This window comes from Thiomicrorhabdus marina, assembly GCF_017571465.1.
Taxonomy (GTDB): domain Bacteria; phylum Pseudomonadota; class Gammaproteobacteria; order Thiomicrospirales; family Thiomicrospiraceae; genus Thiomicrorhabdus; species Thiomicrorhabdus marina.
This window is the reverse complement of sequence record NZ_JAGETV010000001.1, coordinates 217171-231238: the sequence shown is the minus strand read 5'-3', so window position 1 is coordinate 231238 and position 14068 is coordinate 217171. Positions and strand designations below refer to the sequence as shown.

8 protein-coding genes are annotated in these 14068 nt (G+C 39.1%); 7 read left to right on the top strand and 1 reads right to left on the bottom strand.

The features are described from left to right. Window positions 1-2: 2 nt before the first annotated feature. From J3998_RS01085 to J3998_RS01065, 5 genes are all read left to right on the top strand, one after another. Window positions 3-236, top strand: a complete 234-nt coding sequence (locus J3998_RS01085; RefSeq protein ID WP_208146558.1) for a hypothetical protein — start codon at window positions 3-5, stop codon at window positions 234-236. After that, window positions 229-1524, top strand: a complete 1296-nt coding sequence (locus J3998_RS01080) for an Arm DNA-binding domain-containing protein (protein WP_208146556.1) — start codon at window positions 229-231, stop codon at window positions 1522-1524. Before J3998_RS01085 ends, J3998_RS01080 begins: the two co-directional genes overlap by 8 nt. Further along, window positions 1517-2749: a tyrosine-type recombinase/integrase gene (locus tag J3998_RS01075; protein WP_208146554.1), complete on the top strand. Its 1233-nt coding sequence runs from the start codon at window positions 1517-1519 to the stop codon at window positions 2747-2749. The genes J3998_RS01080 and J3998_RS01075 overlap by 8 nt, the downstream gene beginning before the upstream one ends. Next, window positions 2746-3672 carry a TraI domain-containing protein gene (locus J3998_RS01070; protein WP_208146552.1) on the top strand — a complete coding sequence of 309 codons (927 nt, stop codon included), beginning with the start codon at window positions 2746-2748 and terminating at the stop codon, window positions 3670-3672. Before J3998_RS01075 ends, J3998_RS01070 begins: the two co-directional genes overlap by 4 nt. A gap of 381 nt (window positions 3673-4053) precedes the next feature. Then, a complete protein-coding gene (locus J3998_RS01065) occupies window positions 4054-5058 on the top strand; it encodes a hypothetical protein (protein WP_208146541.1) in 1005 nt (334 codons plus the stop codon). On the opposite strand, the gene J3998_RS01060 is transcribed toward J3998_RS01065, so the two are convergent. Next, the gene (locus J3998_RS01060; RefSeq protein WP_208146539.1) at window positions 5039-10462 is read right to left on the bottom strand and encodes a site-specific integrase; all 5424 of its coding nucleotides are present in this window, start codon (window positions 10460-10462) and stop codon (window positions 5039-5041) included. The genes J3998_RS01065 and J3998_RS01060 overlap by 20 nt on opposite strands. 738 nt (window positions 10463-11200) lie before the next feature. Between J3998_RS01060 and J3998_RS01055 the strand changes: the two genes are divergently transcribed. Next, window positions 11201-12394 (top strand): nitrate regulatory protein, encoded by a 1194-nt coding sequence (locus J3998_RS01055; RefSeq protein WP_208146537.1) that lies wholly within the window; start codon window positions 11201-11203, stop codon window positions 12392-12394. Between the two features lie 266 nt (window positions 12395-12660). Further along, window positions 12661-14031, top strand: a complete 1371-nt coding sequence (locus J3998_RS01050; RefSeq protein WP_208146535.1) for a CmpA/NrtA family ABC transporter substrate-binding protein — start codon at window positions 12661-12663, stop codon at window positions 14029-14031. The last annotated feature ends 37 nt before the right edge of the window (window positions 14032-14068 follow it).

Genomic DNA, 14068 nt, shown 5'->3' with positions numbered 1-14068 from the left:
ACATGAGTCTAACATATTTAAGCACTGAAGAGTTAGGTGAACGCCTAAAGTACAATCCAAGAACTATTCGTCAGACCTTAATGGATAAGGTGCTGATTGAGGGTCGTCATTACATTCGTCCATTCGGGCAGCGTCGTATTTTGTTTATTTGGGAGCATATTGAAGAGGATATGTATCAAACCGTTGAAACTGGTTTTGCGATTCCGTTAGCGCAAGGAGGTGTTTGCTATGGCTAGAGTGGCAGAACGAAATGGGAAATTGTTATTCGACTTTACTTACATGGGGATTCGTTGTCGCGAGCAAACCATACTTGAAGACACGAAGGAAAATCGCAATAAGCTCAATATGGTGTTGAAGAAAATTCTAGCCAAAATTGAGTTGGGGATTTTTGAGTATCGTGAGTATTTTCCAAACAGCAAAACGGCTGACAAAATCGAGCAGATGGATTTGAAGCGTCGTCGTATTCAGGGAAGTGCTACACCGTCTTTTGAAGAAGTCGCTGAGAAGTGGTTCAAAAACATGGAGCCAACTTGGCGCTCAAGCACTGCATCAGGGTATCGAAATTACTACGAGAAGCGGATTCTGCCTTTCTGGGAAGGAAAAGAGGTCAGCGGGATAACACGGCAAGACATTTTAGAGTTTCGTTCAGACATCGCCAAACATACGAACGAAAACACTGGAAATCGTTTAGACCCTGCCACGGTTAACAAGACTCTGAAAATTTTCAGAATGATTATTAATGAAGCCGCTGACGAGTATGAGTTTACTTCACCTTATCGAAATATCCAAATGCTCAAGGAGCCCAAAAAGGAAATTCATCCTTTTAATTTGGAAGAAGTTCATCAGATTATTGACCATATCCAACCAGAGTTTCGCATTTATGTCTTGGTGCGTTTTTTCACAGGCTTGCGTACAGGTGAGGTTAATGGTCTGCGTTGGAAAAATGTGGACTTTGATAACAGAGTGATCAAAGTTCGAGAAACCTATTCTGAGCAAAGTGGTTTTCAGTACACCAAAAATGACTCATCACAACGTGATGTGCAGATGTCGGCATTGGTTTATGAGGCATTGAAAACCCATTTTGATTTGCACTATTTTGGCAATGATGAACAGACGGTATTTACCAAACCTGAAACTAGCGGCCCTGTGCACAGTAATAATTTCCGTTGCCGGGCTTGGAAGACCGTGTTGAAACAATTGGGTATTGAGTATCGAAGCCCTTATCAGTCCAGACATACTTATTGCTGCCTGCTGTTAGCGGCCGGTGAAAATGCTACCTGGGTGGCACGTCAGATGGGACACACCTCAACAGAAATGATTTTTACCACCTATGGGCGTTTTGTACCGAACTTGACGCGCCAAGATGGTTCGGCTTTTGAATCATTGATGAAAGAGAAAACATCAGTCGCGAATTCAATCACGCCACAGTTACCGGCAATGATTGGTGAGAGTGAAGCAACTTTTAACGAGGCAATGTTAGAAACTGATTTTGTCTTGAATGACAAGGAGGTGAACCATGGCTAAGGTAACCACTCGAAATGGCAAGCTGATCCTCGACTTTACTCTGCACGGTGTTCGCTTGCGGGAACAGACATCTCTCAAAGACACTAAAACCAACCGTAAAAAAGTGGATAAGGTGTTGAAACAGATTCTTGCTGATATTGAAAATGACTGCTTGGATTACAGAACATGTTTTCCAGAGAGTAGACTGCTTGGCAAAATTCAAAAGATTCAGCTTGAGTATTCCATGCAGGAAAATCAAGCAAGTCCTACTTTGGACGCCTTTGCAGAGATTTGGTTTCAACAACAGGCTAATAAGCTCCGACCACATTCACTTTCAGGCTATCTGAATTATTACCAAAAGCGAATTCGTCCGTATTGGGAAAAGACGGAACTGGCATCAATCAAGCGTGAGGATATTTTGGAGTACCGTGCAGCTTTATTGAAGATGGTAAACCCTGAAAATGGCGAGCTGATTAAACCTGCCACCGTGAATCGTAGCTTGCAGATTTTGCGTTTAATTATTGATGATGCGTCAAAGCAGTTACAGTTTGACTCGCCATTCATCGATATTCCTTTTTTGAAAGTGCCGCAAAAGATTTGGCCTTTCACAGAAGACGAAGTCGAGCAGATTATTAATGCGATTAACCCAAACTACCGAACCTATATTCTCGTTTGGTTTTATACCGGGTTGCGTACTCGAGAGATCAACGGCCTACGTTGGAAATCGGTTAATTTGCAAGCTGGTGTCATTCATGTGGTCGAAGTTTATTGTGAGCGAGTCGGGTTTCGTCCCATTAAAGGAGAAGATTCGAATCGTGTGGTTCATATGAGCTTAAGAGTGCATGAAGCGCTCGTAGAGCATTATGAGCAGACGTTTGATCATTTGGATTCCACTGTTTTTAAAACACAAGGTAAAGACACTCCCGTAAACAACTCTAACTTCTGTAACCGAGCATGGAAAACCGTATGCAAAAAGACAGGGATTGCTTACCGAAGTCCAGTGCATATTCGGCATACCTCGGCAGTGATTTGGTTAAATCAAGGAATAAATCCGACGGTTGTCGCCAAAGAACTGGGGGCGACATACCGTGGTGAGGTAATCCGAACTTATGGAGAGTTTGTTCCAAGCCTAACATTCCAGAAGAACCTATCGGTTGATAGTTTGTTGCAACGAGCGTATCAATCGCCTGACAACAATCCCATCGACTCATTGCAATCGATTGACCATCAGGAGGTGTCAGAATGATTAATTTACCCATGATGGCGCCAGCCAGTATGCAAAATGGTCAGCATAAAACAATTCTTGGCAGCTTAATGAAAGTGTCTGTTAATGCACAGCCAAATCAACCCACGCAATACAGCTGTTTGATTCTTTTAGAATCAAGCGAACAGGTTGTGTTTCAGGTAACTGAAGCGTTTTTTATTCAGTTCCAACAGTTGACACTTCAAGAAGATCATACAATTTTTGCATGGTTAAAATTTGACTGGCAATCTCAAGTGATCGACTGGCGGATTCTTCAAGCACCTTTGAGCTTTAAAGAACTATGGCCCGTGTATCAAAGTTGTTACCAGTTTGAATTGCTAGAGCGATTAATCCGTTTTGGCAACTTTCTTACTGGAGAAGCTGCCAAAACGTTTTTTTGGAATTGTTTTCGTCAAACCGAATTTATGAAAAAGTTTGTCGCCGTACCGGCCAGTAAATCGCACCATCATTCAGTGCCAAGTGGTTTGCTTGAACATTCTTTAGAATGCTTGCAAACCGCCTACAAAAACTTACCGGCCGGTATGAGCTTGAATGAGAGAGAACTGACCTTACTCGCAGCCTTGTTTCATGATGCAGGAAAAGTCTTTACCTTAGATGAGTCGAGTTACACCAATCTTGGTTATTCTGTGGCGCATGACTCTTTGAACTTAATGGCGTTGGCAATACCCTTGGCAGAGTTTGCGACTCAATGGAAAGATGGTCATGATGCTTTGGTGTATTTGCTTTCATGGACAGAGAAACAAGGGTTTTGTTTATACATGGGTGGCTACATCATCAAACTTGCTGACCAGATGAGCACTAACTGCAATCTTCGAAAAGTTTCATTTAAGGACAAACCAGAAAGCTATCAATTTGCCTTCTACCAAGCGGGGGCAAATCAGCAAAAGATCTGTCGCTTAAACTAACCAAAAGGCAAAGCTGATAATAATTTCGTCAGCCTAGCCTGCCAATCGATCTCGGAATTACAGCTTACACCATTCTTCTTAAACGTTTTATTACTCCAAAAATTTAAGTTCCTAACAGCTAAAAATCAAATAAAAAACTAATTACTCAATTTTTGAACGACTTTAGCAGTGGGTTTTACTTTTTTCGATTTAGCATCTACCTGCATTAATAAAAATCTTCGCAAAATTTTTTTATCAGAAAATCAAATTCTGAGTTTAAAACGCATGCAAAACACCTATTTATTGATGAATTGCAAAAAAATGCGCATTTCAGCACAAGCAGCTCTTAGTTGGGTAGTTAGAAAAACACATACGGTTTTGAGTTTTTAAAGGAGTCCTAAAATGTTTTTGAGATTAATTTTTGAAGATCGGCTTGAGGGTTTTTCTCTTGAAATAAGGGGAAAAAATCTTTTCGACATAACACAAGTACATAAACTCGATGAAGAAATTACGAGCTTAAAAAATTCTTTTGAACGAGTTTTTAAAAACGTAAATTTTAGCAATTTTCATTTCACGGTGGCCGAATCTGATAGCCCAAATCCAAAAATTCAGATTTATGCCCAAAGTAAAAATGACTGGATTGAAGGATTGGGCGTTCTATCGAGAGCCGAATTAATTAAGCATTTTGAAAAAATTAATGAATTGCAAGAGTTGGAAGAACCGACAAAAAAAAGCAAAAACGAAGATTTAATTCCAAAGCCGCCTTCGAATGCTGAATCGAATAACAATGGTGCTAAACTCTCAGAAGAAGACGAGCTAATTAATCCAGCCCCTGATGATAGTGTAATTTTGTCTGATGACAAAGTTGAAGGTGAGAAAGTTCAAAACCCACTCAACCAAAATTTACCAGATACTGAGACGCCTTCTGAAAATGAAAGTGTTGAGGATGACTTTGAAACAGAAGATCAACCGAGCAAGCCTACAAACCCTCAAATTGATCTTGCAGATACTGATGATTCACAAGGTAATTCGCTCAAATCGGAATTCAATAATTGTGATTTAAAATTATGGGTAAAAGAGTTTTCCGATGAAGCAAAATTCAAGAGGTTTGGTGGAGTGACGTCTGATGGGAGGCAATTCAAATTTTACGTACAAAATGATGATCAACTCAACTTAATAAAAGTTTCTGCGGTTTGGAATATACCTGTGAAGGTGACCTATAATCCGACGGCAGATAAAAGTAAAACTTTCAAAGACTATCTCGACATTGAATTTGAAGAAGAAATAGAAATGCTTTCACTAAACATGTCGAAAATAGCAAAAATGCCCAACAAGGATCACAAATTAGAGCTCTTAGATGAAATTTCAAAATATATTACGTCGAGAATTAAAATCTTTTCTGCATAAAATTAGCTATCAAAGCGGCCAAGAAGAAATAATAGTTAATTGTTCGGACCACTGACTTACCATTTCGTTTAACCACGGATAGTTCTGCGTCGACAGGTGATAAGTTCAGATTAAAGTATCGCTTTGATGCTTTAGATTTATGGCTTTTAGGATATGCTTCTTGATGAATGTTGCTGGAAATATCTAAGTCGATATTTCCACTTTGACTCTTCAGAACGATTTCTTTTTGCTGAATGCCGGAAGATTGTAAAAACTTAACAAAAGCCGAAAACTGTTCCGGTTTTTCAAATTTCCACCACGTTTCATCTGGATAAACATATCGAGACCAAATCTTGAGGTATTCAGATAACTCTACCGTCTCACTGCTCAATAAACTCTCAAAATTATGAATCCATGCCCGATCAATATTTTGCCTTGGTAAGTTTTGTAAATTGAATGACTTTTCTATGGTTTGACGTTGTTCTTCCGTATCAGCAAATAAAGATATTAATGGCCGTGGAACATATCCTGACCCTTCGATAATGGACTTTAAGATTTGTATAAAAACCTCAACATCACTCAAAGTGCAAGAAAATACCGTTGCAATATTTTGATGATTTTTAATGTTTTCAAACCTTGAGATGAACCAGTCAACTTGCTCAAATTTCAGGCTGCTTTGAAGTGGTTTACAGGAAGGAATCTCATATACATAATCTTCATACTGATAATCAAAGCAACTCGGCTCTAATATTTTTTCTAGACAGTAATGAATCAAATTGTCGGGTTTATGTCGTTTAACCCATTGACGTAAAGTCGGTTTAGAAACATTTGAGATCAGTGATATATATTCATAGTTCTTTCTAATATTTACAACCGAAGCGGTTTCCTCGAATTGATAGCCATCGAATATGTGAATGTAATTTAAAATAGTCGTCGATGGATGTGCATGCCCCATCAGTTCGGCAAGTTGAAAAAGTGCTTTGCGTGAACCTAAAAAATCAAAATGGCTCTGCACCATTTGTACTTTTTTATCAAGAATATCAATAATGTCGCTTGGGTACTTCAAAAGCGCAGTAGTCATCCAAGAAGCAAAAGAATGTCTCAGATGATGAAATTTCAAGCTCGAATCACCAGTAAACACTCTCATTATTTGAACGATTCTATTTTTGATAACGTCCTGATCTTCTACGGTTGATTTCGTGCTTGTTCCAACAAGCGGGTCCTCATCGATCGCACCTTCTGCTTTCCTCAACTCAACAAGCTCATTCAGTAGCAAAATTTCTTCGTCATTAAGCCATAAAGTTAACGGAAGATTACGTTTTGATGCGTCGGTTTTAAGTCTATCAATCTTATTAGGTTGTATCGTTAAAGTACTCTTTTCAGGATTTTCAGTGCAGATGTAGATATCTCTCATTGCAATCGAAAATACTTCACCGGCTCGTAATCCAAAATTAAAGCCTAAGCAAAAAACAACGCTTTGCCTGATCTGACTGGCCGATGAAGAATAGCTATCGTTCCGGAGTAATTTGAATATCTCATAATATTCAGTAAAGTTAATAAGATTTGCATTTACCATTTGGCTAGCCAAAATATCTGGGATATCTAAGTCTGAAAAATCGATATCCATTACGCCAAAAGAAGTCATTAAAAATTCATGAAATTCCATCAATCCTAATAGATGCTCTTTTATCTCTTGCGATTTATCGGAAAAGGACGGGTAATAAGACAGAACTTTATTGTAAGAATCAATAAAGTCACTTTCTGTCATCATGGCAGGATCAGCATCTTTAAAAATTTCGATCAACGCATTAGAGTTAGAATGAACTTTCTTATTAATGTATTTGGCTTTTCGTTTTTTCGACGTTCTAAGTTGATGTAGACCCCATTCCAGCAAAAAGCCATAAATCGGATAAAGCATGTCGCAGTGATTACCAATCTTTTCTTCTATTTCATCTATCAATAATTTTTTTTGTCTGGCTTCCTGTCCTGAAATATTTGGCTTTCTTAGTAGCTGTCTAATCCTTTTCTGTACAGCTTTTGTGGTTTTGTAATTTGGTTTTTTGGGATTAAAATATCGTGAGTCTTTATTGAGTTCATATGGGCGCATTTGTTCAGTGGAAGGAATACTTTTCATGGCTTTAGCATTCTTTAATGCCTGTTTTCGCTGAAATGGAATTGAGTAGTTTTTACTTACTCCAGTATAGATTCCTCGAATTACGCCAGGAAGCTCTATAACATCAGCAGCCGACGCCATTTTTAGAAGCTTCTTGATGGTCAAGCCTGAGTAAATTTTCTTAAGTTTTTTTATGATTTCATTAAGATGGTGCTTGTACTGTTTAGACTCAAATTCTCGACCTGAAGAAATCAACGTTTTTCTGGCTACCAAGAATAAACTTGTATCAACAGAGTATTGATAGCGAAATTTATTAGTATGATTAAGACTGTCAGTTAATTCAATAGATACCAAGTTATCTTCAAATCTAAGACTTTCACGAAAGCTTGTTGGGTAATTTGCTACCCAATTCGGTGAATGGATATGACCCACAAAGATTTCATTTAAAAGACTGTAAGCAACAACAAATTCTATAGAATCTTGTCCATTCAATATATCTGAAGTACTCTCTAAAAATGCATCACGAAGATTTATAAATGAATGATAATCCATGCCCGTATCTGGGTTTACTGGTGAAGGATCAGAAGAAAGGCTGCTTAGATTTACATTCAAGTTTAGTTCGATTGATTCAGTTTTAAGAAACCTTTTTATCAGGCGGTAAAAGGATCTTGTTGTATCTGCTACATTGATTACTTTCTTGTTTTCGATAAGAGCTTTCAAAGATGAATCAATCAAGCAGATAATTTCTTCATTAAACTCTTGTTTGTCCAACTGGGCGGGATTTGTATAAGCACCCTTAATATTGTTTTTAAGAGAAGTGATCTCATCGGTAAGTATTTTTTTTGCCGTTGCTAGTTTTTTAGCTCTGGTCTGAGCTCGTTGTTGATAGCCAAGCAGTACGTCATGATTTTTTTCGTCTAGTTTATGTCTATTGCTCTTTCGTCTTGAAGGAATTTTAGATTCAATTACTTCAAACCCAAGTTGCTCAAGTAGATGATCCAGTTTCTCACCCAAAATGGCTGAAATGTCAGATGGCGCTAAAGCCGATTCAGCGCCAAATGCCTGAGTGCCATTCTGGAAATGTCCGACTAAGTAATCAATGGGTTCAACATTACTCAGCAGAGGACGCAGATTCGTCGCCAAAAAGTGGCGGTTAGAGTTAAATGGTAAAGGCCATTGTGAAATTTCACTTTTGAGTACCGAACTTCGAATACTGACTGATTGCAAACCAGTGTCCGTTGATTCCAGTAAAAATAAAAACGGCAATGTTTGTTTGCCTTGCAACAGCTGTTCAATTTTAGAAGCAAAAGACTCTCCGTTCGCTCTAAGTTGAATAGCAAGTAGGTGTAGATGTTTCTGATAAGTTTCAAACTGGCTCCATGCGATTCGACCCATAGGACTTATTCTGCCCATATGGCTTACGTCCGATTCCTTATCAAAAACCAGTACGGATCGAATACTTTCGATAAAGTCTTGTGGTCTTGCAAACGGATCAACCACATCACGATGCCCAGTTGCGTAGCTCAACAATTGGTGTGTATAAATGGTGAAGTGATTATGATAAGCAACAAAGTCTTTTACATCTATATTATTGAGAACTTCTTTTAGAGATAAAACGAACTCACGATGAAAGCACTTATCAACTTGTAGTTTAGAGCCAACCTTTTGATTGGAGTCGCTGGTCTGAGACGATATTTTAGAATCAAATATCTCTGCCAATGTCTTTTGATAAATCTCGTTAAGACTTTTTGTATCGAATGCAGTATAAAAAGCTTGTATTGGTAATAAAAAAGTCGGTTGCCCACAAATGAAGTGCGCCGCGACTTCATCCATAGTCAATTGCATAACGGTAAAGTAAAGTTGATTTCGCAATTTTGCGAGCGTTAGTCCTCTGTTTCTTGGAGAAAGACTCAGTAACCACTGCGCAGTTACTTCTTGAAGTTTTTCAGGACTAGAACCTAGTAACTCAGCTAAGTTATTAGCACTACTGATCTGAACTTCCTGAAATCTTTGAAGTATCAATTTAGGGATGAACAGCTCCACTTGGTTACCAACTTCAGATAAATAACTTTTTAAGTTGTCATCAGGTTGCCAAGCATTTTTATGCTCATAGATAGAATGCCCCCACGTCATTTTAGGTATATCAAAATATGCTTTATCTACAGCTGAATGGGTTAATTCATATTCTCCCCAAACAATTGGTTCTGCACCTAAAGCAAGCGTTAACAACGCCGCAGTCGCTTCAATACACTCTTGGCTCCGAATGTGTTCTTGAATGATATGGTTTTCTGCTTGACTAAGCTGTTCCCAACGATACTTGCAAAATTGAGCCTGCATAACGCCTTTTTGCTGCGTTGCTTGGGCGGCAGTTTTTATTCCTTCAACTGAAAGTGGTTCGCCATCTATATTTGGATCGACCTTAGCTTTATCTTGTGGGGTTGTATCATCTAGTAGCTCACCTAATTGTTGAACGATTTCTTGGTCATTCTCCGGCAGAATCAGTAGCTCTTCATCATCGTTTTTTCGAGCAGAATTGGGAGAGATTTTCGGAAGTAATTGTCTTCTAGTGACGGGCTGTGAGATCGGACGATCAAAAGGATTATATGGCGTTTTTCTTTTGTTTTTCGATGAACCAGGTCTTGGTTTAGGTTTAGAGCCATTACTCTTGGCAGGACGAACAAGTTGTTCATTCGAGAAATAACGAATAATTTTTTTTAATGAATTCGAAATAGCAGGAAATAATTTTTCAAATTCATCTAATGCTTTTTTTAGCAATTCGTATGAGTTCAGTTCTACAGGAATACCACTCAAAGTTTCAAAGTATGGTTTACCTCTGTCGGCTAAAGTACGAATTTCTCTAGCGACACCTACAAATTCATTATTAGATAAGGATAGATCTTTAATGGTCCTGGAATGTTTTCGAGCTAAGAAAAGTAAAGCAGTTAGAAGTTCGAAAATATTTGACCCTGAACTGGAATGAGGTATTTTTATCAAACACTCATACACAGGATTAGTTGCAGCAAATCCCGTCCTAGAACTTTTTGTAGACTGTAAAATTTGTGTCAGTATTTCTGGTGTTTTTCTATGCGTATTTAAAACACGAGCAATTTTTTGTAATTCAGAAAATTCGTCTGAATTGAAGAGAAACAGAATCGCAGAGATATTTTCAAGCGCTTGGGTTAAGGGAAAGAGGCCATGATTGGCGGGTGGAATCTCGAAAAATTCTGTGAAGGTATCAATGTCTTCTTGCGAAAAGTCACCAATGCTCTTAGGAAGCTTCAGTTTTAAAAAAGTGCCATGACTGTGTTCCACTAAAAATCCTTACAAACAACGTAATAACATAGCGACAGATTTTGAATGTGGATATTGAAATGTCACAAAACAAGGAATAACTAGCTTCAAGTTTTAGTGCTATTGAGGTACTTAGTTCTTTCGACCAAGTTGCTTTTAAGACACCCAACTAGCGCGTAATGAAATAGACCTTATTTGTTGTTTTGTCACAAGCTTTGCATCAAAAGCTACGCTCGAGTTAATATAGTATTTTGTGACAACAAGGTCAAATTAAGTCTTATGAACACAAATTGTGTCACAAAATAATATTTAAGGAAGTAATGTCTTAAGCTATTGATTTGAAAGGGTTTAAAGACTTATTAATACAGCTTTTTAATTTTTTTATTTGTGACTTAATTTTTAATTAAGGGGTGACTTAGCTTCCGGAGGGCCGCGTTATATCCATTTAACTACGGGCACGGATATTGGAGTACGGTATTATAAGGGTTTGAGGAATTTAATGAAATTTTTTTGGACTCTAGTCTCAAAAGCATTATTTACGGGGCACGCAACGCCTTTGGAAGGGCTGAGACTCTAAAATCCGACTATAGCTTTTTGTATGAATATTCATTTTTTCTATAGAACTTGAGTGAAATGCCAAGGCCTTGAATTCTTTCGCGTGTGCGATCTATTTTGAAAAGTTGTGTTTAAGAGGTTATGCGGAGATGTTTTCTAATCTAAAGGACTGTAGAATCGTTTTAAAAAGCATAAGGTTGACTAATGGGCTCACAAAATAGTATTGCAAAATTATGGTTGGCATCAAAAAAGGCTGAGCATCAATCTCTACAAATGCTGTTTGAGTTATCGCAGTTAGTTGGGCAGTTGCACAAGATGATTCACTATCTGCAATTGGAGCGGGGTTCCAGCGTATTGTATTTGGCAAGCGATGGTGAAATTCCTGAGCAAATCAATTACCGTGCTTTTCGGAATGAGTTTTGTCAGCAAAGAGAGAGCTTTAATAAGAGTTTAGAAACCTGGTTAGAGTCGACTCAAGGCAAGAATCTTGGCGGTAGTGTTTATATCAATCTTGCTAAGGCGTTGAGTGTTTTACAAAACGAACTTTATCAAGCTCGGCGTGATATTGATGCCCGAGCCATTTCGTCGATTCAGGCAGCAGAAGCGATTAGTGCCGTTGTTAAGGTATTGATTAATGTTGTCGTTGATATGACCGAGTTGTCACAAGAATCGAAAATTGCGAAGTTGATGATTTCTTTGATTTACATAATGAAGGCTAAGGAAATAGCAGGTCAAGAACGAGCTTTGGGCGTGTACATTGTTGCTTCTGGGGCAATTAAAGATAGCGATTTAGCAAATCAGCGCCAAAGTTTAGTGGAGATGCAGCAATATTACTTAACCAATTTTGCCGACACTGCACCTAGGTCAACGGCAGATCAGTATAAAAAAATTAATGGATTTACTGAAATTGAACAGTACCGAGAAAAATTTCCGACGCAGCAATTGCTCGGTATGCAAGCTGCGCAAGATTGGTTTGCGGTCTCTACCCAGAGAATCGAGATGATGCAACTGATTGAAGATAATTTGGTACAGAGTCTACAGCTGCTTTGTGCCAAGCAACTTAATCAATCTGATGAACTATTGAATCAAGATCAGCAGTGGATTGATGATGTGATTGGTCGTGAATTGCATCAGTCTGGCGATGTAAATACGGCCGGTTCGACATCAATGTTTATGGAAAAATTAACCGAGCAGGGGCAAGCATTAAAGGTAACCCAGCAAGAGTTAGCGAAGACTAAACAGGCCTTACTTGACCAGCGAGTGATTCAGTTGGCGAAGTCAAAATTAATGAAAAGCTTTAAGCTTTCTGAAGAATCTGCGCATCGTAAGATGCAACAGGCAGCGATGGAAAAAGGCATAAAATTAGCGGAATTGGCTAACCAGATTATCGCTAAGTAAAACATAAGATTGTTTTTCAATAGTGCGTGTTTTGTTTTTTTATGGTGCGAAATTTTTAAAATAAGCCGGCTTCTTATAAGGCCGAAAAAAGTGGTTTTCTACTTAAGCTGTTGAAATTTAAAACTTAAATTTTTATTGGTCTCTATTTGGTTTAATTCTTAGAAAATTTAATGCGAGCAAAGACGCTCACTCAAATTCCTTTTGGGGGATTTGGGTGGGCGTTTTTTTTTGCTTCCAATTTCTTAAGACCGCTGGGAGAAACACCAATGAAACTAAAACGCCGTACTCTTTTAAAACATTCGCTGGCAGCACTTGCTATCAGTGCACTAGGAACCAGTAGCGCCTATGCAGTAGGTTATCCTGAAAAAGAAGACCTGAAGTTTGGCTTTATCAAACTCACTGATATGGCGCCTTTGGCAGTCGCTTATGAAAAAGGTTTTTTTGAGGACGAAGGGCTTTACGTTCAACTTGAAGCGCAAGCCAACTGGAAGGTTTTGCTAGATCGTGTCATAGACGGTCAACTCGATGGGGCGCACATGTTGGCAGGGCAGCCGATAGCCGCGACTATCGGTTACGGAACGAAAGCGGATGTCATTACACCAATCTCGATGGACTTGAACGGTAACGCGATTACGGTCTCAAATAAAACTTGGCAGGCGATGAAGGAGCATGTGCCGAGTGAAGGTGGTAAACCGGTTCACCCAATTTCTGCCGAAGCACTCAAGCCGGTAGTTAAATCGTATAAAGATGCCGGCAAGCCTTTCAAAATGGGGATGGTGTTCCCGGTTTCGACCCACAACTATGAGCTACGTTATTGGCTTGCCGCCGGAGGTTTAAATCCCGGTTTCTATGCACCGAAAAGTGGAGATACCTCAGGGACTTTAAAAGCTGATGTATTGCTGTCAGTAACCCCTCCGCCGCAAATGCCGGCGACCATGGAGGCAGGCACGATTGAAGGTTATTGCGTTGGTGAACCGTGGAATCAGCAAGCGGTTTTCAAAGGCATTGGCGTACCGGTCATTTCCGACAACTCCATTCAGAAAAACAACCCGGAAAAAGTCTTTGGCCTGCGTGAAGACTTCTATCAAAAATACCCGAACACGACTATTCGCGTAGTCAAAGCGATGATTCGTGCCGCGCATTGGCTTGATGAACAAAACAATAAGAATCGCCCAGATGCGGTCAAGATTCTGGCTAAGCCAAATTATGTCGGCGCAGATTACAAGGTTATCGCCAATTCCATGACCGGCACCTTTGAATATGAAAAAGGCGATAAACGTTCCGAGCCGGATTTTAATGTCTTCTTCCGCTACAACGCGACCTACCCTTATTACTCGGATGCTATCTGGTATATGACGCAAATGCGTCGCTGGGGACAAATTGCCGAGCAGAAGACTGACGATTGGTACAAAGATATGGCGAAAAAAGTCTATCGTCCTGATATCTATAAAATCGCGGTTGAAGAGCTAATCAAAGAAGGCAAATTCAGCAAAACGGATTTTGCCGAAGTCTATAAAACCGACGGTTTCCGTGGTGTGCAAGATGATTTTATGGATGGTATCTCTTATGACGGTTCAAAACCAAATGCCTATATCGAAAGCATGAAAATCGGTCTAAAAGGCAATCAACAGCCGTAACCATAAATGCAATAAACGTCCCGTGTTTTGCGGGGCG